Here is a 26,436-nt window from a genome sequence, read left to right as displayed (position 1 = left end):
GCCGGTCCGGCCCGACTTCGGCAAAAAGAACTGCCTCAGCTCAGCCCGCCGATGTGAAAGCTTTTCATCTCGAGGTATTCCTCGATGCCGGCCTGCGCCCCCTCTCGGCCCAGGCCGGACAGTTTGACGCCGCCGAAGGGGGCGACTTCGATCGAGACCGAGCCGGTGTTCAAGCCCACCATGCCGAACTCCAACGCCTCGCCGACGCGCCAGGCGCGTTTCAAATTCTCGGTGTAGAAGTACGAGGCAAGCCCATAGGGCGTGCCATTGGCCAGCGCGATTGCTTCCTCTTCCGTCTCGAACCGGAAAAGCGGCGCCACCGGACCGAACGTTTCCTCACCGGCAAGCTGCATCTCCTTTGTGGCGCCGGTCAGCACCAGCGGCGCGACATACTGAGGGCCGTCGGGCAATGCGGGCGTCTCGGTGATGATCGCAGCACCCTTGGCAAGCGCGTCCTCGACGTGGCGGTTGATCTTCTCGACCGCCGCCATGTTGATCATCGGCCCGATGGCGACGCCGGGCTGCGTGCCCGGCCCCACCGTCATGGCGTTGACACGCGCGGATAGCTTGGCGGCGAAGGTTTCGTAGACGCCGGCCTGGACGAGGATGCGGTTGGCGCAGACGCAGGTCTGGCCGCCATTGCGGAACTTCGAGACCAGTGCACCCTCGACGGCGAGGTCGAGATCGGCGTCGTCGAAGATGATGAAGGGCGCGTTGCCGCCGAGTTCGAGGCTGAGCCGCTTCACGCTGTCAGCCGCCCCGCGCATCAGCAGCGAGCCGACCCGCGTCGAGCCGGTGAAGGAGATTTTGCGGACGGCCTCGTTCGCCATGATCTCGTTGCCGATCTCCGTGGGCATGCCGGTGACGATGTTGATGACGCCGGCGGGGATGCCGGCGCGCTCGGCCAGCACGCCGAGCGCTAGCGCCGAATAGGGCGTGAACTCGGACGGCTTGATGACCACCGTGCAGCCGGCGGCCAATGCCGGCGCGACCTTGCGGGTGATCATCGCATTGGGGAAGTTCCACGGCGTGATGATGCCGCATACCCCGACCGGTTCCTTCAGCACGATGATGCGGCGGTCGGACGTGGGCGAGGGGATGGTGTGGCCATTGATACGGCGCGCCTCTTCGGCGAACCATTTGACGAAGGACGCGCCGTAGCGGATCTCGCCTTTGGCCTCGTCCAGCGGCTTGCCCTGTTCGGTCGTCAGGATCAGCGCCAGATCGTCCAGATGCGCCAGCATCAGGCCATGCCATGCCTCCAGCAGCGTAGCGCGCTCGGCGTTGGTCTTCTTCTTCCAGCTCCCATAGGCGGAAGCCGCGGCGTCTATGGCCGCGCGGGTCTCCGGCCCGGCCATGTCGGGCACAGTGCCGATCGCCACCTGGGTTGCTGGATCGATGACGTCGACCGTCCTGCCGGAGCCTGCAGCGACCCATTCGCCGCCAATCAGGCCGGCTTCGCGGAAGAGGTTTTTGTCTCTGAGGTTTTTCATCGGATACGACCTTGCAATCAGGGGAGCGCGGCGACGACGGCGGCCGTGATGGCTTCCGTCCGGTCCTTGCCGGGAATGGTGCCTATGCCCCTAGCGGTGGCGGCTTCGACCGCCTTCATGACGCGGTCGGCCGCAGCCTTTTCGCCGAGATGATCGAGCATCATGGCGCCGGACCAGATGGCGGCGATCGGATTGGCGATGCCGAGATGGGCGATGTCGGGCGCCGAGCCGTGCACCGGCTCGAACATGGATGGCGCCGAGCGGTCGGGATTGATGTTGGCCGAGGCGGCGTAACCGAGCCCGCCCTGAATCGCGGCGCCGATATCGGTCAGAATGTCGCCGAACAGGTTGGAGGCGACGACCACGTCGAGGCTCTCCGGCGCCATGATCATGCGCGCGGCGAGCGCATCGACATGATAGCTGGTCACGGCGACGTCAGAGTACTCCGCAGCCAGTTTTCGCGTGATCTCGTCCCAGAACACCATCGAGTATTTCTGCGCGTTGGACTTGGTGACGGAGGCCAGCTTGCCGCGTCTTACCCGCGCCTGCTCGAAGCCGAAGCGCAGGATGCGCTCGACGCCGGCGCGGGTGAAGATCGAGGTCTCCACCGCGACCTCGTCCAGCGTGCCTTGATGCACGCGTCCGCCGGCGCCCGAATATTCGCCTTCGGTGTTCTCGCGGATGCACAATATGTCGAAATTTTCCGCCCGCAGCGGGCCGGTCACGCCCGGCAGCAGGCGATGCGGCCGGATGTTGGCATATTGCACGAACGCCTTGCGGATCGGCAGCAGGAGACCATGCAGCGAAACGGAATCCGGCACCTCCGCCGGCCAGCCGACGGCGCCGAGAAGGATGGCGTCGAAGCCGCGCAAGGTCTCGATGCCGTCCTCCGGCATCATGCGGCCGGTCTCCTTGAAGAAACGGCAGGACCAGGGGAATTCGGTGCCCACCAGGGCAAAGCCGAAGGTTCCGGCTGCCGTTTGCAGCACCGACCAGGCGGCGGCGGTCACATCGTGGCCGATGCCGTCACCAGGGATCAGGGCGATCGAGTAGGAGTTCATCGGCATCCCTTCACAGGCTGATCAGGACGCTCTTGGTCCTGCGGTTGGCGAGATAGGCCTCGCGGCCGAGATCCTTGCCGATGCCGGAGCGCTTGTAGCCGCCGGTCGGCAGGATATGGTCGCGCGAGCGGCTGTAGCGGTTGACCCAGACAGTGCCCGCTTCGAGCTTGCGCGCGAAGCGGATCGTGCGGGACAGGTCGGAGGTGAACAGGCCGGACGCCAGCCCGTAGGTCGGATGGCTGGACAGCGCCAGCGCCTCGTCCTCGGTTTCGAAGGTCTGGATGGTCAGGACCGGGCCGAAGATTTCCTCGATGATTGCAGGATTGGCCTGGTCGACATCCGCGATCAGCGTCGGCTGGTAGAAATAGCCGGGGCTATCCATGACGCCGCCACCAGTCAGGCATTCGCCGCCGGCCGCGATCGCGGCCCGCACGATGCTGTCGACACGCGCCCGCTGCCGTTCCGAGATAACAGGCGAATACTGCGTCGCGTCGTCCCAGGTCGGGCCAGGCCGCACCGCCTTTATCTTCTCCCGGATGGCGGCCATCAACCTGTCGGCCACGCTCCTCTGGACGATCAGCCGCGTGCCGGCCACGCAGGCCTGGCCGGCATTGAAGGTGACACTGCCGGCGATGGCCGTCGCCGCCTTGTCCAGATCGGCATCGGCAAAGACGATCTGCGGGCTCTTGCCGCCGAGTTCCAGCGTCATCGGCTTGACGCCGGTGCGGGCGACGTTCTCCATGATCGCCGAGCCGGCGCGGGTCGAGCCGGTGAAGCTGATCTTGGCGATATCGAGATGGCCGGTCAGCGCCGTGCCGGTCGTCGGACCGTCTCCCAGCACCACGTTTATGAGCCCTGCCGGCAGGCCCGCTTTCACGGCGAGTTGCGCCATGTAGACTGCCGAGAAGGGCGTCATTTCAGATGGCTTCAGCACGACCGCATTGCCCGCGGCCAATGCCGGGCCGAGCTTCCATCCGGCCATCGAGATCGGAAAATTCCAGGGCGTGATCGCGCCGACCACGCCATAGGGCTCGCTCATGATCATGCCGAGAGTGGCGTCGTCGGTCGGCACGAGCTCGCTGCCTTCCTTGTCGGCGAATTCGGCAAAGAAGCGGATCTGCTCGGCGGTGATGGCGATGTCGCCGGCAACGAGCTGGCCGACCGGGCGCGTGGAGCACAGCGCCTCGATCCTGGCCAGCGTTTCGGCCTCCGCCTCGATCAGGTCGGCCCAGGCCTGGAGCGCCTTCGTCCGTTCGCGCGGCCGAACACCACCCCAGTTGCTGGCCTTCAGCGCCGCCTTGGCGCTTTCCACGGCACGGCCGACCATATCGACGCCTGCCACCGGGCAGGCGGCATATGCCTTGCCGTCCGACGGGCGGCACATCTCGATCTCACCCTCGGCAGCGATCAGTTCGCCGCCGATGAAATGGCCGACGGGAAGGGAGACGGTATCCGGGTCGAAGCTCAGGCCCATGGCACCCACTCTGGACTATTCTGCTGGAGCCTAGCGCGGGCGGCAGCGCAGCATGCACCGTTCGGCGATCGGTCGCGGATGATTGTTGTGTGCCGGCGATGACAGACGGCAAAATCTGTTGCGGAGGCCGGTGCCTCCGCGCTCCCGTTACCCTACGGTTACGTAGACCTTGCGGACCGTTTCGATGGTCTTCCAAATCCCGGTGAAGCCAGGTTTCATCACGAAGCTGTCGCCGGCGCGGTAGGTCACCGGCTTGCCGCCGTCCGGCGTGATTTCGATCACGCCGGAGAGGATGTGGCAGAACTCGAAAGTCTCGCCCTTGATCGAGCGCGTTTCGCCCGGCGTCGCCTCCCAGACGCCGGTATGGACGAGGTCGCCCTTGGCGACATCCTGCGCCCAGGTCTTGAAGGCGGGGTTGCCGGCAATCAGCCGTTCGGGCAGCGCCCCGGATTCGCGCGGCTGGAAGGCAGGGCTGGTATCGACGGTCTTGAGCAGGGACAAGGGATGGACCTTTCATGTTGAAGTTCAATAGCCGCGCGAGCGGTCGACGAGCCCGATTGGGTCAAGACCGGCGCGGTAACGCCTGATGTTTTCGACAACGGCCTGTGCGGCGCTGGCGGGCTGGGTGACGCTGGCGACATGCGGGGTCAAAATGACCTTCTGATGCGACCAGAACGTATGGCCGGCCGGCAGGGGTTCGGGATCGGTGACGTCGATCATCGCCGCAGAAATGTGGCCGCTGTCGAGCGCGGCGACAAGCGCTTCCTGGTCGAGCTGCGGCCCCCGGCCGGTGTGGACGAGCGCCGCGCCCTTGGGCAGTTTCGCAAACAGCTCGGCATCGAGGAAGCCGCGCGTCTCCTTGGTCAGCGGCAGCAAGCAGATCAATATGTCGCTGGCCGCGAGCATCTCGTTAAGCCCGGACTCGCCATGATGACAGGGCACGCCCTCGATCCGCAGCGGCGAGCGGCTCCATCCTGCAAGCGGGAAGCCGAAGGGCTTCAGGCGGTCGAGGATGGCTTGGCCAAGCTGCCCGAGGCCGAGCACGCCGACCCGGCGCGACCCGGCCTGTGGCTGCGCGATATCGGCCCATTCGCCGGCGCGCTGCTGCGCCAGATATCCAGGCAGGTTGCGATGGAGCGCGAGCACGGCAAGCGTCACATATTCCTGCATCATGCGCACGATGCCGTCCTCGATCATGCGTACGATCTTCACGTTCGCAGGCACCGCATCGAGGCGGAACTGGTCGACGCCGGCGCCGATGGAAAACAGGATTTCCAGGTTCCTGTAGCGGCCGAGATTATCCGGCACGGTCCAGCTGATCAGGTAACGCACGGTGTCGGGATCGACCGTTGCGGCATCCATCGTGAAGGGGACGTCCGGCAGCTCTCTCGCGAAGGCATCGGCGAAGACCGCCCCGCGGCGCGCATCGGAGTTGAACAGAAATGTCATTCCGGTTCCTCGTCAAGCCGCGCAGCGGGCGCCCAGGGCCTCGATCAATCGCTGGCAGGCCGTGAGCTCGCTGGCAAGGATGTACTCGTCCGGCTTGTGGGCGCGGTCGATGTCGCCGGGGCCGCAGATGATCGCATCGAGCCCGGCGGCCTGGTAAAGCCCGGCCTCCGTACCGTAGCTGACGGCGGCAAGCGGCACCTCGCCGGTCAAGGCATGCAGCAGTCCCGCTAGCGGTGCGTCTGGCGGCAGCGACATCGCCGGATAGGCGCTCATCGGTGTCCACTCGATGCGAAAGCCATCGGCCGCAAGGGCCTCTGCCCGCACCCTTACAGGCGCCAGCAGGCTCGCCGGGTCGACGCCAGGTATGGCGCGCGCCTCCAGGTCCAGCGTGCAGGTGTCGGGGATGATGTTGACCTGATGTCCGCCCGCCACCACGCCCGCCTGCAGCGAGGAGTAGGGCGGCTCGAAGGCAGGGTCGAACGGACCGTGCGTCAGCCGCTCGGCTTCGCTCACGGCCGCGTTCAGCGCAGCGGCCATGGCATGGATGGCGTTGAGGCCGAGATCGGGCCGGGAGGAATGGCCGGAGCGCCCGTTGACAATTACGCGGGCGGCCGCCTTGCCCTTGTGGCCGCGCACGGCGCGCATGCCGCTCGGCTCGCCGACGATGACGCCGAGCGGCTTTGCGCAAAGTTCGGGGAGGCGGGCGATCAAATGCGGCACGCCGCGGCATCCCAGCTCCTCGTCATAGGAGAAGGCGAGGTGGATTGGCCTGGCAAGGCGCAGTCCCGTCAGCGCAGGCACGGCCGCGAGCACCGCGGCAAGAAACCCCTTCATGTCCGTGGTGCCGCGTCCGTAGAGCCGTTCGCCCTCCCGGCGCAGCGCGAAAGGGTTCGAACTCCATTGCGGCTCGCTGGCGGGAACGACGTCCATATGGCCGGACAGGATATACCCAGGGACCTCGGCGGGGCCGATCGTCGCGAACAGATTGGACCGGTCGCCTTCCGGTCCTCGAAGCAGGGTAACCTGCGTTCCCTGCTTTGCGAGATAGGCCTCGATCCAGCCGGCCATATCGCCATTCGGCCTGCCGGCGACCGATGGAAAGGCGACGAGACGGTCGAGGATGTCGAAGACGTCCATTCCAGCCCTCAAAGCGTTTCGGGTTCGCCGGAATCGGTGCCGTCGACCATGTGCTGCCAGATTTCCAAGGAGGATGTGCGCGTTCTTTCGCGATTGCGTGCCGAAAGCTGAAATGTTTCAGTTGAATCTTGCGTTGCTGGGCGGCTTTCGAGCAAATCGTATCGGTCTGCTCGTTTAGCGTTGGCGGGCAGAGGGTGGCCACCAGTGCGTCGCGCTCGGTACGATAATCTTTTAGGGGCATGGACTTGAAGCCGTCCGGAAGCTTGAAAATCGACACTTTCTCGATGCGGGTCGGCGACATCGAAGGCGTCGAACTGGACCGCTTGCACGCGCACTCGCTCGCCGTGGGGTGGCCGCATCGCGCCGAGGATTGGCAATTCCTGCGTGAATCGGGGCAGGGGTTCGTGGCGCTCGACGAGATCGGCCGGGTTCTCGGTTCGGCCATGTGGTTCGCGCATGGTACCGATTTCGCAACCGTGGGCATGGTCATCACCTCGCCGCGGCTCCAGACGCTGGGGGCGGGGCAATGGCTGATGAAGCGGGTTTTCGACAAGGTCGCCGGCCGCGACCTGCGCCTCAACGCAACGCGCGCGGCAAGGCGGCTCTATCTCTCGCTCGACTTCCAGCCGGAGAAGACCGTTTATCAATGCCAGGGCATCGCTCGTGTGCAGACGACAGTTGGGCCGCCAAATAACCGAGGCGATGTCCGGAGTTTGGTCGAAAATGATATTGCCGCCGTGATCGCGCTCGACGCGGCAGGTTTTGGCGTGAGGCGGGCGGCACTCATCGAGAAGCTTTTCGCACACTCGGCCGGCTATGGTCTTTTCAAGGGCGATACGCTGAACGCTTTCGCGCTCTGCCGGCCGTTCGGGCGGGGCTATGTCGTGGGGCCGGTCGTGGCGGAAAGCGACGCCGACGCCGTGGCGATCGTCCGGCCGCACGTGGCCGACCATTCCGGGTCTTTCCTGCGGATCGACACTCACATGGACCATGGCGAGTTCGCCGCCTTTCTGTCGCACAGCGGAATGCCGGTTTTCGACACGGTGCTCACCATGTCGCTGGGCAAACGCCTCTCCGATTTTGCCATCGACGGCGCAGTGGCACCGGTGACCTATGCGCTTGCCAGTCAGACTCTCGGATAGATGATTCCAGGACGGGCCACCGCGGCAGAGGGGCCCGGTTTTTCCAGGAAGCCAACTCAAAACTTGACGACCTTGGCCTCAGATCCGAGCTTGGCTAGAGTTGGCAGCATGTTGAATGCTATTCACCACGTCGCTCTCATCTGCACCGACTACGAGCGGTCGCGACGGTTCTACGTCGAGCTCCTCGGCCTCGATCTGATCCGAGAGGTCTATCGGGAGGAGCGGCAGTCATGGAAGGCGGATCTGCGGATCGGATCCGTCCAACTGGAATTGTTCTCCTTCCCCGCACCGGCGATGCGGCCCTCCCATCCAGAGGCCACAGGCTTGAGACATCTGGCATTTGCTGTGGCTGATCTTGATCCGGTAATAGCGCGGCTGGAAGCCGCCAACGTCGCCGTTGAGCCAATCCGAATCGACCCATACACGGATCAACGGTTTACATTTTTCAGAGACCCAGACGACTTGCCGCTGGAACTGTACGAAGTCCCTACAAGCAACGGGTCGCTTTCGTGACGACGTCATCGACGCTGGAATGGCGGTGACGCGGCCATCCGTTCGCGACACATATCGAAAGCCGTAAGGCGGGCGGTTTTTTTACCGAGCCAGATCCGACTTAGTCAGCCAGTCGCGCACCTGCTCGGTGGTCCGCCGCTCCTGAAGGCCCTCCATGACGAACCCTGGGGCAAAACTTGCCTGTGGCGCGGCCCTTGCTATGATTTCGCGGCTGTTCCCAAGGCCATAGCCTCCGTGCAGATTGAACGGAATTATGGTCTTCCCGGAGAAGTCCTGGTTGGCCAGGAATGAACGAACAATCGGTGGCGCCGAAGCACCCCAAATTGGAAAACCGAGGAACACCGTTTTATAAGAACTGAGATTGCTGACGCTCGCTTTGAGTGGCGGCAGGAAATTTCTCTCGCGTTCGTGCGTCGCCTGGTCAACCGTCGCGAAATAGTCGGCGGGATAGGGCGTGGCCGGCTCTATCTCGAACAGGTCGCCGTCGAGGTCACGGCTGAGAAGGGCGGCAATGGTGCGGGTGTTGCCGCTGCGCGTAAAATAGGCGACCAGCGGCTTGCCGCCTGCGCCAGATTCGGCGTTAGCCGATGCAGCGGACATGGCGCTGACGGCGGCCAGCGGAAAAAGCAGCGAAGACACAAGCATCTCTCGTCGAGTCTTTTTTGCGATGTTGGGCATCATTGTGCTCGGCTTGGTATGCATCACGATCTCGGCGCCGCTTCCACGCCCGAATAGGCCAGGACTGCATCGGGCAGCCGCTGACCGTGCACCTCGATCGCCGCAACCGCTGCATTCAGCTCCGCAACCTCTGACGGCGAAAATTCAATCGAGGCCGCTCCTATGTTCTCGAGCATGTGGGCCATCTGGGTCGTGCCGGGAATGGGAACTATCCAAGGCTTCTGCGCCATCAGCCATGCAAGGGCGATCTGGCCGGGCGTTGCGTTCTTGCGCTTGGCCCAGTCTTTAACGAGAGCAACAAGCGCAAGATTGTTCGGCAAATTGTCCGGCGAAAAACGGGTCTCAATGGCGCGGATGTCGCCGGGGGCAAAACGCGTAGCCTGGTCAATCGCCCCGGTCAGGAAACCAACCCCTAACGGGCTCCATGGCACGAAGCCGATGCCGAGTTCCTCGCAAGTCGCAAGGACCGATTCCTCCGGTCCGCGCCACAGCATCGAGTATTCGCTCTGCACCGCCGTCACGGGCCGTTCGGCATGGGCGCGCCGAAGCGTCTTGAGACCCATTTCGCTGAGGCCCCAATGGAGGACCTTGCCCTCTGCCATGAGATCTCCGACGGCGCCGGCAACGTCCTCGATCGGCACCTCCGGATCGACGCGGTGCTGGTAGAGCAGATCGATCCTGTCGGTGCGCAGCCGCTTGAGCATGCCCTCGACAGCGAGCTTGATGTGATCGGGCTTGCTGTTGAGCCCCGGGAGGCGTTTGCCGGTCTCCAGATCGATGTTCCAACCAAATTTTGAGGTGATCGCGACTTTGCCACGGAAACCCTTGATACCCTCGCCCAGGATCCGCTCGACCTCATGGGGACCATAGGCTTCGGCCGCGTCGAAAAAGGTTACGCCGTGATCAAAGGCGGCCCGGATGATGTTGTGCATCTCGGTTCGTGTAGGGACCGTCATCTGATAGGTGCGGCTCATATTCTGGACGCCAAGCCCGACGGCTGAGACTTCGAGGGAGCCCAGTTTCCGGCGCTTTGCCACGCCTGCCTGCGGCGCATTTGCGATGGTTGGCGAAGCTCCATTCGACTGAGCGTAGGCACCGCTTGCGAGCGGTGCGGCCGCCAGCACGCCTGCCGCTGCAAGCAGGCTGCGACGGCTTACTCGGGTGATTTCTGATCGCATTGCTTATTCCTTCCTTGGTGAGTTCATCCAACGCGAGCGATGCGTTCTCAAAGCCCGGTCATTTTCAGGACCGCCTCCGGCAACCGCTCGCCTTGCACTTCGATTTTGGACAGACCGACGCGGATCTCGGAAAGGTCGGCCTCGGTCAGCTCGACATCGGCACCGCCGACGTTCTCTTCGACGCGTGAGAGCTTTTTCGTGCCGGGGATCGGCACGATCCAAGGCTTCTGCGCAAGCAGCCAGGCGAGTGCGACCTGGGCGGGAGTGGCGCCTTTGCGCTCCGCAACGACCTTGACCACGTCGACCAACGCCATATTGGCCTTGCGTGCTTCAGGCGAGAACCGGGGCACCGAGTTGCGGAAGTCGCCTGGCTCGAATTTCGTATTCTCGTCGATCTTGCCAGCCAAGGAAACCGGCGCCGAGCGGGCTGAACGGCACAAAGCCGATCCCAAGCTCCTGCAGCGCCGGCAGCAGCTCGGCCTCAGGACCGCGCCAGAACAGGGAGTATTCGCTCTGTACGGCCGTGAGAGGGTGTATGGCGTGGGCGCGGCGGATGGTGCCGACACCCGCTTCCGAGAGCCCGTAGTGTCTCACCTTACCTTCGGCGATGAGGTCTTTCACGGCACCAGCGACGTCCTCGATCGGCACGTTCGGGTCGACGCGGTGCTGGTAGAACAGGTCGATGTGGTCGGTGCGAAGCCGTTTGAGAGCGGCCTCCGCAACTGCCTTGATGTGCTCCGGCCGGCTGTTGGTCCCGCCGTTCCGTTTGCCGGTCGCAAGGTCGATATCAAAGCCGAACTTGGTGGCGATGACGACCTTGCCCCGAATCGGCTGAAGAGCTTCGCCGACCAGTTCCTCGTTGGTGAAGGGCCCGTAGGCCTCGGCGGTGTCGAAAAGGGTAACGCCCAGATCGAAGGTGCTGCGAATGATCTCGATTGACTCTTGATGGCCACCCGTCTCACCGTATGTCGACGCGAAGCTCATGCAACCAAGGCCCACGGCCGAGACTTCCAGGTCTTTTCCAAGTGTGCGCTTTTTCATGAGTTTTCTCCTTGTCGTTAGTCTGTCTGAGGCAACAGGCCGGAAGCCGGCAGCACGGCGCCGTTGCTCCTGCTGGCCGGCAGGATGAAAGCGGCCGCCAAGGCGATCGCGACGATGTTCATGACGGCCGCGCCCAGCATGGCGGCACTGATCTGGTGACCGATGGCCGTAGCTGCTGACGCTGCAGGCTTGGCTGCTGAAGCGAAGACCACGATCAAGACGCTGAGGCCGATCGAGCCGCCGAGCTGATGAGCGACGTTGACCACGCCCGAGGCAGCACCTTGGTCGCGAGGTTCGACGCCGTGGACGCCAGCAGCAGTTAGCGGCGCCATGGCGGTGCCGTTCCCGATACCGATGAGGATCATCGGAAGTGCCAGCTGCCAGTAGGTTGCGGTGGCTCCGGCTTGAGCCAACCAGACCAAGCCGACCGCCATGGATGCCAGCGCAATGATGAGAAGCACGGGCCTACCCACGACGCGGGTCAGTCGTGGAATCGTCGCCGCCGAGCCGAAGGTCAGAACAGTCATCGGCAGGAAGCCCAGCCCGGCCTGCAGTGCTGTGTAACCCAGCACCTGCTGCATGAACTGCGTGGTGAAGAAGAAGAACGACACCATCGAGCCGATATAGAGCATACGCCCGGCATAGGCGGCCGACCGCTCCCGGCTCGCGAAAAGACGCAGGGGCAGTACCGGAAAGGCGGCACGCCTTTCGAACCAGAGAAAGAAAGCCAGGACGACTGCGGCTGCACCAAGGGAAAGCAACGTGACAGGGGTTTGCCAGCCCTGAGCAGCCGAATTGACCAGACCGTAGACCAGCAGGCCCATGCCAAGCGTCGAAGCGACGGCGCCAATAATGTCGAAGCGGCCTTGCATGCGTTCGCCGTCCGGAATGGTGCGGTTGATCGCGAAGAGGAGGCCGATGCCGATCGGAAGGTTGACGAGGAACCCAATACGCCACGACAACAGGCCCGCAAAAACACCGCCCAGCACCATGCCAAGGCTTGCGCCGGCGCCGGCGACGACCGAGTACCACGACAGGGCACGGGTGCGTTCGCTACCTTCGGCAAAGGTGGTGGAGATAACCGCCAGCACGCTCGGGGCCAGGATGGATGCCGCAAGCCCTTGTACGGCGCGCGCGGCGATCAGCTCGTACGACGACTGCGAGAAACCGATTACGAGCGAAGCCAGCGTGAACAGGATAACGCCCAGCTGCAGGGCCCGCTTCCGACCGAATGTGTCACCGAGACGAGCCGACAGAAGCAGAAAGCCGCCAAAAAACAGCAGATAAGCGTTTTGCACCCACGTCTGCATGATTGGGCTCATCGCCATGGTGCGACCGATTTCCGGCATGCCCGTGTAGACGATGGAAAGGTCCAGCAGAATCATCAGGTACGCGGTCAGCACGGTGGCGAGAACCGTGTTGGGAGGCGCTACTTGCCCAGATCGCACAGTCATTGGCTTTGCTCTCGTTGCCGGCGGCACGTCCGCCCATCTCGTGACGGCAAACTAGGCCCATTTCATTCATTCGATTAGATGCTAGTATCGGCAAGAACCAATAAGGAGAACTAATGAATGCGGCGAGAGGACATGACTGACCTGCTCGCGCTCGTGGCCGTCGCCAGGGAGCGCAGCTTCACCCGGGCGGCCGCCCAGATGGGAGTTTCTCAGTCTGCGCTGAGCCAAACCATACGCGGGCTAGAGGATCGACTCGGGATCAGGCTTTTGACGCGCACCACCCGCAGTGTGTCCACCACGGAAGCTGGCGAGAGGCTGATCAGGACGGCTGCGCCGCGACTGGAAGAGATCGAGTCGGAATTGGCGGCGTTAAGCGACTTGCGGGACAAGCCCGCCGGCACGGTGCGCATCACCTGCAGCGAGAACGCAGCCGATACAGTCGTGTGGCCGAAGCTGGCCGCGGGTCTCGCCGGGTTTCCGGACATCAAGGTTGAGCTGTACATCGGTCATGGCTTCACGGACATTGCTGCGGAGCGCTTCGATGCCGGCGTGCGTCTGGGAGAGAGCTTGGAAAAGGACATGATCGCCGTGCGCATCGGGCCTGAGGTACGGCTCGTGCCGGTAGGGTCTGCCGCCTATTTCTCACGAACCCCCCGGCCAGAAACTCCGCAAGACCTCATCCGGCACAATTGCATCAATCTGCGCTTGGCCACGTTAGGCGGTCTCTACGCCTGGGAATTTGAGAAAGACGGCCGCGCCCAGCGCGTTCGTGTCGATGGGCAACTGACATTCAACACCATCAGGTCCCTGGTGACGGCTGCAATCGCCGGCTACGGCATTGCGTTCGTTCCCGAGGACAGCGTCTCCGAGCACCTAGCCAAAGGCACACTGATAGAGGTGCTCGGTGAGTGGTGTCCGCCCACGTCTGGTTTTCATCTCTATTATCCAAGCCGGCGACAGAACTCGCCGGTGTTCCAGACCGTCGTCGAACTGCTGCGCCACCGAAAGTGATGCATCAGCCTGGAGCCATCGTCCAAAATGACTGATTTCGAACATCTCTCCGAGCTGTGAGCCGCCTGTCCGCTTTCGGCCCCCATTGCGGTCATTCTGGAACATGGCCGGCGCGTCGAGCGCCATGATCGATCCCTGCGAAAGCCTGAGCAGCACGACGCGATCAAGGGCGTTCGAAAATCCGTGTTGGTCGGATCAGACTGGCGATGACCGCGTCAAAGCCGGGCCGCTGCCATGGGGCGAATCGGGGCTTTCGAAGACGAAGCCGGACAGCGCGGATACCTGCGCCCGCCCGAGCGCTGCCAGAGCACCTAAGCACCAGCAAAAGCTTGATGCAGATACATCGGACGTTCAAAGGCGACGTGTCCAAGCGTGCCATGATCCCGGCGCAAGGCGGAATAATAATTCTCTATATAATCCATAGACATTATATTCTGCCTTCGTCGACGGCCACCCTGTCGCTAGGTTTCTCCCGCAGTCGCCCAACAGGGCTATCAAAGGAGTGACGGATGGGTCGGCATATTCGCTTCAACGCTTTCGACATGAATTGCGTTGGCCACCAATCCCCGGGCCTGTGGAAGCATCCGCGCGACAAGTCGTGGAAATACAAGGATCTGGACTACTGGCAGGATCTGGCCCGGACGCTCGAGCGCGGTATTTTCGACGGCATATTCATCGCCGACGTCATCGGCTATTACGATGTCTACAAGGGCTCGAACTACCACGCGATCGAGCAAGCGGCGCAGATTCCGGTCAATGATCCCCTGCAGCTCGCCGCGCCGATCGCGCTTGCCACCGAACATCTCGGCATCGGCATTACCGCCTCGACTTCGTTCGAACACCCTTACACATTCGCTCGCCGCCTTTCGACCGCCGACCACCATACCAAGGGCCGTGTCGGCTGGAATATCGTTACCTCGTATCTGGAAAGCGGCGCCAAGAATGTTGGCCAGGTCGGGCTGAAAAGCCATGACAACCGCTACGAGGTCGCCACCGAATATGTCGAGGTGCTCTACAAGCTGTTCGAAGGCAGTTGGGAACAGGGGGCGGTGCAGCGTGATCCGGTCCGCGGCATCTTCACCGACCCCAGCAAGGTGCATGAGATCGGCCACAAGGGCAAATTCTTCGAAGTGCCTGGCTACCATCTGTCGGAGCCGTCGCCGCAGCGCACCCCGGTTCTCTATCAGGCGGGCGCCTCGGGTCCCGGCAAGGCCTTCGCCGCTGCGCATGCCGAGTGCGTCTTCGTCGGCGCGCCGACCAAATCGCTGCTCAAGGCCTATGTTTCCGAAATCCGCCAAAAGGCCGCTGCTGCCGGCCGCGATCCGAAGAAAGTTCTGATCTACAACCTCACCACACTGATCATCGATGAAACGGACGAAAAGGCCCGGAAGCGTTTCGAGGAGTATCAGAGCTATACGTCCTATGACGGCTCGCTGGTGTTCATGTCCGGCTGGAGCGGCATCGACTTCGGCCAGTATGCCCCAACCGACGCGCTCAAGAAGGTCGAGACCAATGCCATCATTTCGATGGTCGAGCACTTCGCCGGCAAGGACAAGGCCTGGACCGTCGAGGAACTGGCGAAGTGGGGCGGCATCGGCGGCGTCGGGCCGGTCTTCGTCGGCTCGCCTGGCACCATCGCCGACATCCTGCAGGAATGGGTCGATGAAACCGATGTCGACGGCTTCAACCTCGCCTATGCGGTAACGCCTGAAAGCTTCGAGGCTGCCGTAGACTTGCTCGTACCGGAATTGCAGAAGCGCGGCGTCTATCCCACCGCCTACAAGCCCGGCACGCTGCGCGAAAAGCTGTTCGGCGACGGACCCTATCTTCCCAGGACCCATCCCGCTGACGGGTACCGCGACATCGAAGCCGTGAAGCGCCGCGAAGTCGAACGCGCCTCGGTGGCCCGCTTGAAATCCGTGAACGCGTGATGACCAATCTGCTGGACCTCCACGATGTCTCGCTGTCCTTCAAGGGTGTGCGAGCCCTGAATGCGCTGAGTTTCAGCGTCGCTAAGGGTGAAATCTGCGCCCTGATCGGCCCGAATGGCGCCGGCAAAAGTTCGCTTCTCAATGTCATCAACGGCGTCTATCGCGCCGACGCCGGCGACATTGTCTTCGACGGTTTGCGCTTCGAGGCGATCCATCCGCAGAAGGCAGCCCATCTCGGCATCGGCCGGACCTTCCAGCACAATGCGTTGTTTCGGCGCCTGTCGGTGCGCGAAAACGTGCTGGCCGGTCTTTCTCGTCATGGCACAGCCAGCTTTTTCGAAAACATCTTCCGGCTGGGCAGGGACAGCGCCGAGCGCCGCGGTTTTCTTGCCCGCGCCGAGCGCACCATGGCTTTCCTCGAGCTCGATCGCCATGCGGACAGCGTAGTTTCGACGCTGCCTTACGGGCTGCAGAAACGCGTCGATCTCGCCCGCGCACTGGTCGCCGGCCCCAAGCTGCTGCTGCTCGACGAACCGATGGCCGGCATGAACCAGGAAGAGAAGGAGGAGATGAGCCGCGTGATCCGCGAGGTCAATCGCGTCTTCGGCTCGACCGTGGTGCTGATCGAGCACGATGTCGGCATCGTGCTCAACCTCGCCAGCCATGTGGTGGTGCTCGACTACGGCCGCAAGCTCGCGGACGGGGCACCAGACGAGGTGCGCAAGAACCCCGACGTGATAGCCGCCTATCTCGGCACGGTTCACTGAGGAACTCATGTCCTATTTCCTTGAAACATTGGTCGGCGGTTTGTTTGCCGGAGTGATGTACTCACTCGTCGCGATCGGCTTCGTGCTCATCTACAAGGCATCCGGAGTCTTCAATTTCGCACAAGGTGCGATGCTGCTGTTTTCGGCGCTGACCTTCGTCACCCTGACCGAGAAAGGGATGCCGTTCGTCCTGGCCTTCATCGTCACATCGCTTGTCATGGTGGTGATGGCGATGTTGATCGAGTGGCTGGTGCTGCGGCCGCTGCGAAATCGCGATCCGTTGACCCTGTTCATGGCAACTCTGGGATTGAGCTATGTCATCGAGGGCTTTGCGCAACTGCTGATGGGCATGGATGTTCACATGCTCGATCTCGGTATCCCCGATGTAGCCGTACAGGTCGCCGGCATCTACGTCAGCCAGTTCGATATCATTGCCTCGTTGATCGCGCTGACGCTGGTCGCCACGCTGGCTATCGCTTTCAACAAGACACGCATGGGCATCTCGCTTCGGGCGGTGGCTTCCGACACGATTGCGGCGCAGTCGATCGGCATCCGCCTGCCTGTCATCTGGCGGATCGTCTGGAGCGTCGCCGGCATCGTGGCCCTGGTTGCCGGCCTTGTCTGGGGATCGCGCCAGGGCGTGCAATATTCGCTGTCGCTGGTCACGCTCAAGGCACTGCCGGTGCTCATCATTGGCGGCTTCTCCTCCATCCCGGGCGCTATCGCCGGCGGCCTGCTTGTCGGCGCGACCGAGGCCTTGGCCGACATCTATATCGGCCCGCTGGTCAATGGCAGCGTTTCCACCTGGTTTGCCTACATCCTCGCTGTCGGCTTCCTGCTGGTGCGTCCGGCCGGCCTGTTCGGCGATCGCGAAATCGAAAGGGTCTGATCGTGACCACGCTTCAGGAATCCGCCCCGTCCGAGCCGTTCCGCCGGCCTGCATTCGGGGTTGGCACTCTCGCCGTCTTCGCCGGCCTGATCGCCGCCTTTGCGGTGCCGGCCATTGCCGATGACTACTGGCTGAGCTCGATCATCATCCCGACGGTGATCATGGGGCTTGCCGGCATCGGCCTGAACCTGCTGATGGGTTATACCGGGCTTGTGTCGATCGGTTCGGCTGCCTTCATGTCGATCGGCGCCTTCTCGACCTACAATCTGCTGCTGCGCGCGCCGTTCTTGCCGCTGCCGGTGGTTCTGATCATTGCCGGCCTGATCGCGGCGATTGCCGGCGTCCTCTTTGGCCTGCCGTCGCTGCGCATCAAGGGCTTCTATCTCGGCGCATCGACGCTGGGCGCGCAGTTCTTCTTCGAATGGCTGTTCACCAATTTCAGCTGGTTTTCGAATGACAGCCAGTCGCTGACCATCTCGGCGCCTCGCCTGCAGATCCTCGACTACGATCTGCAGACGGCCACCGGCCGCTACTATCTGGTCATTGCCACCACGGCGCTGCTCATCGCGCTGGCCTTCGCCATCGTCAAGAGCCGGGTGGGCCGCGAATGGATGGCGATCCGCGACATGGATGTCGCCGCCTCGGTCATCGGCATCCGCGTCGCGCGCCGCAAATTGCTGTCCTTCGGCATAAGCTCGTTCTTCCTTGGCATCGCCGGCGCGCTCTGGGCCTTCGGATATCTCGGCACCTCGGATGCGCATGCGTTCAATCTCGATAAATCGTTCCAGATCCTGTTCATCGTCATCATCGGCGGCGTGTCGACCATCTTCGGCAACTTTCTCGGTGCCGCCTTCATCGTGCTGACGCCGATCGTGCTCGACCGGCTGTCGCTGATCATCGATTTGTCATTCCTCGGCGATCAGGGCGCGCTGGCAAACCTGCAGCACATCATCTTCGGCACGATCATCATCGTGCTGCTGATCAAGGAACCGGATGGATTGTCGAGCCTGGGAAGGCGCGGCGTGGAAGCCCTTCGCTCGCGAGCGCGATCATCCATCTGAACTCAGACAGACGAAACACCTCGGCGCCGGGTCTTTCGCCTCCTCCCAAGCATCGGTCGTCACTTTCCCCAAACCACTCAAACCAAAGGTTGCACAATGTCATTGTTAACCAAGACCATGTCGCTGGCGGCCGCTGCCGCGATGGCCGTCACGCTGATGAGCAGCGCGTCCTTCGCCGAAGATGGCACCGGCCAACAGCTCTATCCGCTGTTTACCTATCGCACCGGGCCCTATGCTCCATCGTTCATCCCCTTCGGTGCCGGCAACATCGATTATCTCCGCTACATCAATGAGGTCGAGGGCGGCGTCGATGGCGTCAAGATCCTGGTCCAGGAATGCGAGACGGCCTACACGATCGAGCGCGGCATCGAATGCTACGAGCGCTACAAGAACGGCTATAACGGCGCCCTGACGGCGGCAATATATCCGCATTCGAGCGGCCTCGACGTGGCCCTCACCGACAAGGCTCGCATCGACAAGATCCCGATCGTCAGCCCTGGCGGCGGCCAGAACATCGCCACCGATGGTCGCGTCTTTCCCTATCAGTATCCGCTGGTGTTCGACTACTGGAGCGAAGCCCAGATCATCGTCGACTACATCGCCCAGCAGGCCGGCGGCTATGACAAGCTCAAGGGGCTGAAGATCGCCACGCTCTATCACGATAGCGGCTATGGCCGCGATACGATCGAGCCGCTCGGCATCCTCGCCAAGAAATATGGCTTCGAAGATATCCAGATCCCGGTCCCGCATCCCGGCGAACAGCAGCAGACGCAGTGGCAGCAGATCCGCCGTGCAAACGCCGACTGGGTCTTTCTGCGCGGCTGGGGCGTGATGACGCCGGTGGCGATCAAGACAGCGGCTCGCGTCGGCTTCCCCGCCAATCGCATCATCGGTGATATCTGGAGTGGTTCGGAAGACGATGCCCGTCCGGCGGGCGCCGCCGCCAACGGTTACCTCGCCGTCTCCGTCTTCCCGCCGGGCACCGACTACGGCATCCTGAAGAAGCTCAAGAAAGATATCCTCGACCAGGGCAAGTCCGATCTGAAGGACAATTCGAAGTTCGGCACCGTTTACTACAATTACGGCGTGATCGAAGCCATCACCTTCGTCGAGGCGCTGCGCACCGGCCACAGGAAATTCGGCAACAGGCCATTGACCGCTGCCGAAGGCCAGTGGGCGCTCGAAAACCTCGACATCGATCAGAAGCGGATCGCCGAGCTTGGCGCGGAAGGCCTCATCAGTCCGCTGAAAACCTCCATCGACAACCACAAGGGCGAAACCATCGCCGCCAAGGTCATCCAATGGAACGGTCAGTCCTGGGACACCAGGACCGATTGGATCAAGGCCGATGCCTCGCTGTTTGCCGACGTCATCAAGGCAAAGGCCGCAGCCTACGCCAAGGAAAAGGGCATCGAGCCCCGCGTTGCAACGAACTGACACCAAACGCACGGACAGGATCGACCCATGACCATTGCAGGAAGAAGCTTCCTCGAGATCCAGAATATGGAAGCGCTCTATGGTCAGGCGATCCTTGCCGTGCGCGACGTGTCGCTCAAGGTCGAGCAGGGCAAGATCGTTGCCCTGCTCGGCGCCAATGGCGCGGGCAAGACAACGACTCTGAAGGCGGTTTCCAATCTGCTCGGACCTGAGCGCGGCAAGGTCAGCCGCGGCAGCATCCTCTGGCAGAGCGAACCCGTCAGCGGCCTCTCGGCGTCTCGGCTCGTCGCCAAGGGTGTCGTGCAGGTGCTGGAAGGCCGCCATTGCTTTGCGCAATTGACGGTCGAGGAAAATATCCTCTCCGGCGGCTTCGTCCGCAAGCCGAGCCGAGCAGACCTGCAGCGCGACGTCGACCAGATCTACACATGGTTTCCGCGCCTCAAGGAGAAGCGCAAGGTCAAGGCCGGCCTGACGTCGGGAGGTGAACAGCAGATGTTGGCCATCGGCCGTGCGCTGATGACCAGGCCGAGCCTTGTGCTGCTGGATGAGCCCTCGATGGGTCTCGCGCCGATCATCGTGCAGGAAATCTTCGAGATCATCTGCATCCTCAACAGTGAGCAGGGCGTCAGCTTCCTGCTTGCCGAGCAGAACGCCAATCTCGCGCTTCGCTATGCCGATTACGCCTACATCCTCGAAAACGGTCGCGTTGTTCTGTCGGGAACGGCAGAGGAATTGCGAGCCCGTGAGGATGTCCAGGATTTTTACCTGGGCGGTGCCAATGTTGCCAGACCACACTGACCGCCTCGCCCGCGCCGGGTGAGGTCGCTAATTTCAGGACATACAAAATGACACAGATCGATACCGCCTGGGGCGCGGGCCCCAGCGCTCGTTATGAGACACTGGCCGAACGGTTCCGGCCGATATTTGCTGAGATTGCCGCCGGTGCGGTCGAGCGGGAGCTTGGCCGGGAACTGCCAGTGGCGGAGATTGCGAAATTGAAGCAGGCGGGCCTGGGCGCGCTGCGCATACCCGAAGCCGAAGGTGGTCTTGGCGCGACGCTGCCTGAACTGGCCAACATCCTGATCGAACTGTCGGCGGCCGATTCCAACATCACCCAGGCGCTGCGCGGCCATTTTGGCTTTGTCGAGGATGTCGTCAGCAAGACGGCCGGCGAGAGCCGCAAGCGCTGGGCGGAGCGCATTGCCCGCGGCGAGATCGCCGGCAATGCCTGGACCGAGATCGGCGATGCCAAACAGGACGCTTTCTCGACCCGCATCTCGAACAAGGGCCACAGGCTGGTGCTCAACGGCACCAAATACTACACTACCGGCTCGCTGTTCGCCGACTGGATCGATGTCGGCGCGACAGGGCTCGATGGCGAAGGCATCGTGTTGCAGGTGCGCCGCGACGATCCGGGCGTCGATGTCGTCGACGACTGGGACGGTTTTGGCCAGACGCTCACGGCCAGCGGCACCACGATCTTTACGGATGCCGCGGTCGATCCGGACGATGTCGTCGTCGACGACGACAAGTTCCGCTATGGCGCCGCCTTCTACCAGCTGGTGCATCTTGCCACCCTTGCCGGTATCGGCCGGGCGATGGCCAACGAGACCGCTGCCGCCGTTGCCGCGCGCAATCGCTCCTACTCCAATGCCGCCGGCCCTCGCTCAAGCCAGGATCCGCAGGTGCTTCAGGTCGTCGGCCGCATTCGCAGCAGCGCCTATGCGGCCGGCGCCATTGTTTTGCAGGTCGCGCAAGCGATCGAACGCGCCTATCAGGCACACTTTGCCGGCGATGCCGATGCCGAGGAAAGGGCTAATGCCGTCGCCGAGCTCGAGACATCGCAGGCCGTGACGGTCGTCACGAATCTGGTTCTTGAGGCGTCGACGATCATCTTCGATGCGCTGGGTGCATCTTCGACCAGAAAGCCGATCGGTCTCGATCGTCATTGGCGCAATGCTCGTACCCTGTCATCGCACAACCCCCGCATCTACAAGGATCGCATCGTCGGGGATTACGCAGTCAATGGCACGCCACCACCATATCAATGGCGCATCGGACGCAGCCCGTCGTAAGCCAGCAACCAACGATCTTCCGGGGTGCTGTCATCGGTCGGCTCCCCCCGGTGGATGCAAGGGCGCGGTGCCGACACGCGGCGTCCTACTTTGCGATTGCTGCTGCGGCGACTCGGGAAAGACGACCCGCCTGACGATGCTGGCCGGCTTCCTATCGCCCACGTCCGGCGGCGTGGGGCTGCCCATCACCGTAGCGACACAGAATCGCCTCTTCGCCTGAGCAACGGGCAGTCTCGTCGTCTAGTTGGTCTTCAGCTTGCCGACGCGGTTTTCCGCGATCCAGCGGGCGGCGAGCACCAGCGCGCCCATGCTGAAATCCTTGCCATGCTTGGCCACCATTTCTTCCGACAGCTTGGCCAGCCGTTCGAAAAATTCGTCCTTGCTCTCGTCCTCGGCTGTGAGTTCGGTTTGCATTTCATCCTCCTGTTTCGTGCGGGCTTTGTCCGCTATTTGAACATCTGCGCGGGAAAGGTGACGATCGCGGCGGTGCCATCGACAGCGCCGATCGCCAGATGCCGCCCGTCGCCGGACCAGGCGAGAGCGGTGACGGCGCTGCCCAAGGGTCTGACGACGAGCTCGTCCCGCGCACCGATCTGCGCGATAGTGATACGGCCATTGGCGTAAGCCGCGGCAATCAGCTTCTTCTCCGGGTGTGCCGCCACCGCCTCGACAAGAACCAGCCCGGCGCGACCTGTCTCCAGCGCGCCCGAGGTTTCGCCGCCAACAGGCTGGGCGGTCATCGACCAGCCTGCGATCCGGAAGGCGCCCGAGGCAAACAGCGCATGCGCCGGCTGGCTCCAGCACACGGTGCGAACCGGCGAGGGAAACCCTGCGACGATTTCTGCTCTTCCATCAGCCAGGCTGACCAGAGCAAAGCCGCCGGTTTCGAGCCCGCAGGCCAGCCAGGTGCCGTCTCCGCTCCAGCGGATCGACGTCGGGCGCGCGGAAAGCGGGATGTCACGGATCAAGGCGGCGTCGCCTTCGACCGCCCAAATCGACAGCCCTTCGCCAAGGCCGCAGGCGAGGCGCCGCCCGCCCGGAGAGAAGGCAAGGGCATCTGTCGACGATGTCACTTCGCGTTCCAGCCGTATGGCATTGCCTTGGCCGTGCGAGAGGAAGACATCATGCCCGTTGCTGATGGCTATCGTGCCGGCCTTCGCGCTGTGGTCGATGGCGACGACCGGCCCGTCGATCCTGACCAGGGGTTCCGCGACTTCACCGCCGGCGGTCAGGTGCAGCACGTCGCCGCTCGCTGCGCCGACCAGAAAGCCGGAATGCGCATAGCTGGCAAGCAGCACATCGCCATCTCCGAATGCCGCCATGGCGGTCAATGGCACTGGCGGCTTTTCCCTGGGGCGGATCGTCGTCTGGCCGAGATCGTTGCTCACCCTGATCCGCGCTTCCGGCGGCTCGTGATCCGCGACCGCGGCGATGGCGACCGTTCCGTCCACTGCGGTGAACGCCACAGCCGAACCGTCGGCGCTGAAGCGCAGATCGGCGATCGCCGACGGCCGCTGCCAGCTGCGGGCCAGAAGGTCGAACAAGGTCAGGTTCTGCATCGTCTGCTGGTTCATGTTTCTCTCCCGTCAGTCCTCGTTCGCTGCTGCGGCAAGCTTTCGGTCGACGTCCTCGACATCGCCCTCTGCAGCTATGATGCGATCCTCGCAAGCCGCGCATGCCTGCATGATCGCCGCGGCGCTCTCTTCAGCCTCATGCAAGTCCCGCACCAGTTGCGCGCTGGCGCCGCTTCTGCCGATTTCGAGCTCCAGGCGCAGCACGTCCATTTCGATGCCGGCGCGTTTCTGGTTGAGCCGCAGCGCCTCCGCGGTAAGCGCCGAGACGCTGGCGACGAGATCGAGCCGGCGAGCAAGCAACGCGTCACGCCTGGCCGTTTTGGATCCTTGGGTCATTTTTCGCTCCCCAAAGGCCCCTGCGGTTTCTCGAAAGCCGACAGCAATTTGGGCAACGTGCCGGCCTGCGACTGAAACTGTTTTTCGGCCGTCTCGATGTGGCTCTTGAGCTGGTCCCAGATGTCGACGCGGATCATCGATGTCGTGTCGCCGGTCAGGCGCTCGATCTCTTCGACACGGAACTGACGCGTCAGCGAAACCCCGGAAAACACGAAGTCGCGCAGCAGGATCGCGTGGTTTTCGATGAACAGGTGGATCATCGGATGCGTCTCCATGGTGACGCCGCCGGCGGCAAGCTCGGCCCGGATGAAGTCCTGGAAATGGCTCTGCAGGCGGTGCTGGCTCTCGCCCATGAAGCGCATGACGAAGACCAGATCGCGCGGCATCAGCTTGACGAGATCGCCGGTGACGCCATCGGCATGGCTGGACATCGGCTCGGGTGACCCTCTTCTGTCCCTGTCGTTCGGCATGGTCTTTCTCCAGCGCCCGGCCCGCCCATGGGCCGTCGCCTTCAAATAGTCCGGAAAGACGAAGAGTTAAACAGATAATATGATTTTCGTTATTTGCTGCGAATGCTAACTAAATATGCTGCACATGCGAATATATGTCAAATATTACAGGCGTAAGTTACAACTGTAAAAGAACGTTACAGTTGCGCACCGGATTGCCTGTCGAAAGGGCGGCGGCCTTGTTTTGAATGCCGGCCGTGAGCGCTATTTTAAGACTGGCACGGCGCTTGCATTGTTCATTTTCATAAGAAGCCCATCGCGCTTTGACGCGGTGCCAAAAGAACGAAGGAACGGAGGAAGCAGAACCGCTTCGATACGCCCATCGCACATGCGGTTGGCGTCGCGGAACCCTGCCAGACGCCTCGAAACCTTTGCCCCGATCCACTTGAACGGCCGGACCTCGGGTCGCGCCTCGGCGCGCAACGCTTTGTCATGCCGCTCGCACTCTCACTGGCGGTGCTTTGCCGCTTCATGCCGGGGTCAAGGGACCTGCGGCTCAAACCTGGTGGAGGCTTATGACCATGACGTCTCTGACGCTCAACAAGATTACCTCGCAACGCGGAATCTCCGTCGGCGAGGCGACCAAGAAGATTGCCGATCTCGGCTGGAATCCTTCCTACGTCCAGGAAGCTATGACGTTTCCGACCGACTACAAGATCAACAAGACGCCGCGCGACCCGATGAAGCAGGTCCTGCGGTCCTACTTCCCGATGCAGGAAGAGAAGGACAACCGCGTCTATGGCGCGCTCGATGCGGCCTTGCGCGGCGACATGTTCCGCAACGTCGAACCACGCTGGGTCGAGTGGATGAAGCTCTTCCTGGCCATCATTCCGTTCCCGGAAATCTCCGCCGCCCGCTCGATGGCGATGGTCGCCCGCATCGCTCCCGGCGAGGAACTGAGGACCGGCTTCACCATGCAGATGATCGACGAGTTCCGTCACTCGACGATCCAGATGAATCTGAAGAAATGGTACATGGAGAACTACATCGATCCGGCCGGCTTCGACATCACCGAGGAAGCCTTCGGAAAGTGCTACGCCACCACCATCGGCCGCCAGTTCGCCGAAGGCTTCATCACCGGCGACACGATGACCGCCGCTTGCATGTACCTGACCGTGGTCGCCGAGACTGCCTTCACCAACACGCTGTTCGTCGCCATGCCTTCGGAAGCCGCCCGCAACGGCGACTATGCGCTGCCGACCGTCTTCCTGTCGGTGCAGTCCGACGAAAGCCGGCATATCGGCAACGGCCACTCGCTGCTGATGGCGGCACTCAAGGAGCCGGAGAACCACCTCTTGCTCGAGCGCGACCTGCGTTACGCCTTCTGGCAGAACCACGCGATCGTCGATGCGGCCATCGGCACCTTCATCGAATACGGCACCACCAATCGCGACAAGAACAAGGAATCCTACGCGGAAATGTGGCACCGCTGGATCTATGAGGACTACTACCGCACCTACATGCTGCCGCTCGAGAAATACGGCATCAAGGTCCATCACGACGACGTCCAAGCGGCCTGGGAACGCATCACCAAGAAGAACTACGTCCACAAGGTCGGGCAGTTCTTCGCGGTCGGCTGGCCGGTCAATTTCTGGCGCATCGAAGCCCAGACTGACAAGGACTTCGAGTGGTTCGAGCACAAGTATCCGGGCTGGTACGCCGAGTTCGGCGATTTCTGGAAATGGTACGCCAAGCTCAGCCACAAGGGCGAGAAGGTGCTGCTGTTCAACAGCGACGTCGGCTACGTCTATCCGCACCGCTGCTGGTCGTGCCTCGTTCCCTGCCTGATCCGCGAGGACATGGTGGTCGGCGAGATCGACGGCCAACTTCACACCTTTGCCCACGAGCTCGACAAGTGGACCGCAACGGTCGCCTTCGCCGACGAGTATCAGGGTCGCCCGACGCCCGCGATGGGCCGCTTCAGCGGCAAGCGCGAGTGGGAGACGCTCTATGACGGCTGGGACCTGGCCGATGCGATCAAGGACCTGAACTTCGTCCGTTCCGACGGCAAGACGCTGGTCCCACAGCCGCATCTGCGCTTCGACGACAAGGAGATGTGGACGCTCGACGATGTGCGCGGCAACACGCTCGGATCGCCGCTCAACGCGCTGCGTGCCATGTCGCCCGCCGACCGTGAGAAGCACCTAGCCGAATACCGGGCCGGGTTCACGATCAATCCCTGCAACTGATCAGGCCAAAAGGGGGGCGGGTTCGTCCCGCCCTTCC

24 protein-coding genes and 1 pseudogene are annotated in these 26,436 nt (G+C 62.7%); 11 read left to right on the top strand and 14 right to left on the bottom strand.

The window, feature by feature from the left end; genetic code table 11:
• Positions 1 to 35: 35 nt before the first annotated feature.
• The 6 genes from AC1D05_RS05580 to argE all read right to left on the bottom strand — a co-directional run bounded on the left by AC1D05_RS05580 (position 36) and on the right by argE (position 6,614).
• The gene (locus tag AC1D05_RS05580; RefSeq protein WP_477438951.1) at positions 36 to 1,493 is read right to left on the bottom strand and encodes an NAD-dependent succinate-semialdehyde dehydrogenase; all 1,458 of its coding nucleotides are present in this window, start codon (positions 1,491 to 1,493) and stop codon (positions 36 to 38) included.
• Between the two features lie 17 nt (positions 1,494 to 1,510).
• Positions 1,511 to 2,554, bottom strand: a complete 1,044-nt coding sequence (locus AC1D05_RS05575; RefSeq protein ID WP_477438949.1) for a tartrate dehydrogenase — start codon at positions 2,552 to 2,554, stop codon at positions 1,511 to 1,513.
• A gap of 10 nt (positions 2,555 to 2,564) precedes the next feature.
• Positions 2,565 to 4,028: an aldehyde dehydrogenase family protein gene (locus tag AC1D05_RS05570; protein WP_477438947.1), complete on the bottom strand. Its 1,464-nt coding sequence runs from the start codon at positions 4,026 to 4,028 to the stop codon at positions 2,565 to 2,567.
• A gap of 147 nt (positions 4,029 to 4,175) precedes the next feature.
• Positions 4,176 to 4,529 carry a cupin domain-containing protein gene (locus AC1D05_RS05565; protein WP_477438945.1) on the bottom strand — a complete coding sequence of 118 codons (354 nt, stop codon included), beginning with the start codon at positions 4,527 to 4,529 and terminating at the stop codon, positions 4,176 to 4,178.
• A 24-nt stretch (positions 4,530 to 4,553) separates the two neighbouring features.
• Complete coding sequence (locus AC1D05_RS05560) at positions 4,554 to 5,477, bottom strand: 2-hydroxyacid dehydrogenase (protein ID WP_477438943.1); 924 nt, start codon at positions 5,475 to 5,477, stop codon at positions 4,554 to 4,556.
• 12 nt (positions 5,478 to 5,489) lie between these two features.
• The gene (gene argE, locus AC1D05_RS05555) at positions 5,490 to 6,614 is read right to left on the bottom strand and encodes an acetylornithine deacetylase (RefSeq protein ID WP_477438941.1); all 1,125 of its coding nucleotides are present in this window, start codon (positions 6,612 to 6,614) and stop codon (positions 5,490 to 5,492) included.
• A gap of 239 nt (positions 6,615 to 6,853) precedes the next feature.
• Here argE and AC1D05_RS05550 point away from each other — a divergent pair, with 239 nt between their 5' ends.
• Together AC1D05_RS05550 and gloA2 are read left to right on the top strand one after the other, a co-directional pair.
• Positions 6,854 to 7,756, top strand: a complete 903-nt coding sequence (locus AC1D05_RS05550) for a GNAT family N-acetyltransferase (RefSeq protein ID WP_477438940.1) — start codon at positions 6,854 to 6,856, stop codon at positions 7,754 to 7,756.
• A 63-nt stretch (positions 7,757 to 7,819) separates the two neighbouring features.
• Positions 7,820 to 8,269 carry an SMU1112c/YaeR family gloxylase I-like metalloprotein gene (gloA2, locus tag AC1D05_RS05545; RefSeq protein WP_477438939.1) on the top strand — a complete coding sequence of 150 codons (450 nt, stop codon included), beginning with the start codon at positions 7,820 to 7,822 and terminating at the stop codon, positions 8,267 to 8,269.
• Positions 8,270 to 8,350: 81 nt separating this feature from the next.
• On the opposite strand, the gene AC1D05_RS05540 is transcribed toward gloA2, so the two are convergent.
• The 4 genes and pseudogenes from AC1D05_RS05540 to AC1D05_RS05525 all read right to left on the bottom strand — a co-directional run bounded on the left by AC1D05_RS05540 (position 8,351) and on the right by AC1D05_RS05525 (position 12,620).
• Entirely contained in the window at positions 8,351 to 8,971 is a 621-nt protein-coding gene (locus AC1D05_RS05540) for a flavodoxin (protein ID WP_477438937.1), read from the bottom strand.
• Entirely contained in the window at positions 8,971 to 10,125 is a 1,155-nt protein-coding gene (locus AC1D05_RS05535; protein ID WP_477438935.1) for an aldo/keto reductase, read from the bottom strand. The genes AC1D05_RS05540 and AC1D05_RS05535 overlap by 1 nt, the downstream gene beginning before the upstream one ends.
• A gap of 47 nt (positions 10,126 to 10,172) precedes the next feature.
• Positions 10,173 to 11,166: pseudogene (locus tag AC1D05_RS05530) on the bottom strand (aldo/keto reductase).
• Between the two features lie 17 nt (positions 11,167 to 11,183).
• The gene (locus AC1D05_RS05525) at positions 11,184 to 12,620 is read right to left on the bottom strand and encodes an MFS transporter (RefSeq protein ID WP_477438934.1); all 1,437 of its coding nucleotides are present in this window, start codon (positions 12,618 to 12,620) and stop codon (positions 11,184 to 11,186) included.
• Between the two features lie 117 nt (positions 12,621 to 12,737).
• Between AC1D05_RS05525 and AC1D05_RS05520 the strand changes: the two genes are divergently transcribed.
• The 8 genes from AC1D05_RS05520 (at position 12,738) to AC1D05_RS05485 (ending at position 21,791) form a co-directional block, all read left to right on the top strand.
• The gene (locus tag AC1D05_RS05520) at positions 12,738 to 13,631 is read left to right on the top strand and encodes a LysR family transcriptional regulator (RefSeq protein WP_477438932.1); all 894 of its coding nucleotides are present in this window, start codon (positions 12,738 to 12,740) and stop codon (positions 13,629 to 13,631) included.
• A gap of 509 nt (positions 13,632 to 14,140) precedes the next feature.
• Positions 14,141 to 15,562, top strand: a complete 1,422-nt coding sequence (locus AC1D05_RS05515) for an LLM class flavin-dependent oxidoreductase (RefSeq protein WP_477438930.1) — start codon at positions 14,141 to 14,143, stop codon at positions 15,560 to 15,562.
• Positions 15,562 to 16,329, top strand: a complete 768-nt coding sequence (locus tag AC1D05_RS05510; RefSeq protein ID WP_477438928.1) for an ABC transporter ATP-binding protein — start codon at positions 15,562 to 15,564, stop codon at positions 16,327 to 16,329. The genes AC1D05_RS05515 and AC1D05_RS05510 overlap by 1 nt, the downstream gene beginning before the upstream one ends.
• 7 nt (positions 16,330 to 16,336) lie before the next feature.
• Positions 16,337 to 17,218, top strand: coding sequence for a branched-chain amino acid ABC transporter permease (locus AC1D05_RS05505; RefSeq protein ID WP_477438927.1), 882 nt, complete (start codon positions 16,337 to 16,339; stop codon positions 17,216 to 17,218).
• Positions 17,219 to 17,220: 2 nt separating this feature from the next.
• Positions 17,221 to 18,279, top strand: a complete 1,059-nt coding sequence (locus AC1D05_RS05500) for a branched-chain amino acid ABC transporter permease (protein WP_477438925.1) — start codon at positions 17,221 to 17,223, stop codon at positions 18,277 to 18,279.
• Between the two features lie 96 nt (positions 18,280 to 18,375).
• Complete coding sequence (locus tag AC1D05_RS05495; RefSeq protein WP_477438923.1) at positions 18,376 to 19,716, top strand: ABC transporter substrate-binding protein; 1,341 nt, start codon at positions 18,376 to 18,378, stop codon at positions 19,714 to 19,716.
• A gap of 27 nt (positions 19,717 to 19,743) precedes the next feature.
• On the top strand, positions 19,744 to 20,514 hold the full coding sequence (locus tag AC1D05_RS05490) for an ABC transporter ATP-binding protein (protein WP_477438921.1): 771 nt from the start codon (positions 19,744 to 19,746) through the stop codon (positions 20,512 to 20,514).
• A 47-nt stretch (positions 20,515 to 20,561) separates the two neighbouring features.
• Positions 20,562 to 21,791, top strand: a complete 1,230-nt coding sequence (locus tag AC1D05_RS05485) for an acyl-CoA dehydrogenase family protein (RefSeq protein WP_477438919.1) — start codon at positions 20,562 to 20,564, stop codon at positions 21,789 to 21,791.
• Positions 21,792 to 22,031: 240 nt separating this feature from the next.
• Here the strand turns inward: AC1D05_RS05485 and AC1D05_RS05480 are convergent, their stop codons facing one another.
• Genes AC1D05_RS05480 through AC1D05_RS05465 form a run of 4 tightly spaced genes read right to left on the bottom strand, consistent with a single transcriptional unit; the run spans position 22,032 to position 24,171 of the window.
• Positions 22,032 to 22,205: a hypothetical protein gene (locus AC1D05_RS05480; RefSeq protein ID WP_164548627.1), complete on the bottom strand. Its 174-nt coding sequence runs from the start codon at positions 22,203 to 22,205 to the stop codon at positions 22,032 to 22,034.
• A 32-nt stretch (positions 22,206 to 22,237) separates the two neighbouring features.
• Positions 22,238 to 23,365, bottom strand: a complete 1,128-nt coding sequence (locus AC1D05_RS05475; protein WP_477438917.1) for a WD40 repeat domain-containing protein — start codon at positions 23,363 to 23,365, stop codon at positions 22,238 to 22,240.
• Between the two features lie 12 nt (positions 23,366 to 23,377).
• A complete protein-coding gene (locus tag AC1D05_RS05470) occupies positions 23,378 to 23,701 on the bottom strand; it encodes a hypothetical protein (protein ID WP_477438915.1) in 324 nt (107 codons plus the stop codon).
• Positions 23,698 to 24,171, bottom strand: coding sequence for a hypothetical protein (locus AC1D05_RS05465; protein WP_477438913.1), 474 nt, complete (start codon positions 24,169 to 24,171; stop codon positions 23,698 to 23,700). The genes AC1D05_RS05470 and AC1D05_RS05465 overlap by 4 nt, the downstream gene beginning before the upstream one ends.
• A gap of 554 nt (positions 24,172 to 24,725) precedes the next feature.
• Between AC1D05_RS05465 and AC1D05_RS05460 the strand changes: the two genes are divergently transcribed.
• Positions 24,726 to 26,399 (top strand): aromatic/alkene/methane monooxygenase hydroxylase/oxygenase subunit alpha, encoded by a 1,674-nt coding sequence (locus tag AC1D05_RS05460; protein WP_197033322.1) that lies wholly within the window; start codon positions 24,726 to 24,728, stop codon positions 26,397 to 26,399.
• Positions 26,400 to 26,436 lie beyond the last annotated feature (37 nt).

Source organism: Mesorhizobium sp. P2_E9, from assembly GCF_056403815.1.
The sequence above is the reverse complement of the archived record's forward strand: the minus strand, read 5'-3'. Positions and strand labels throughout refer to the sequence as shown.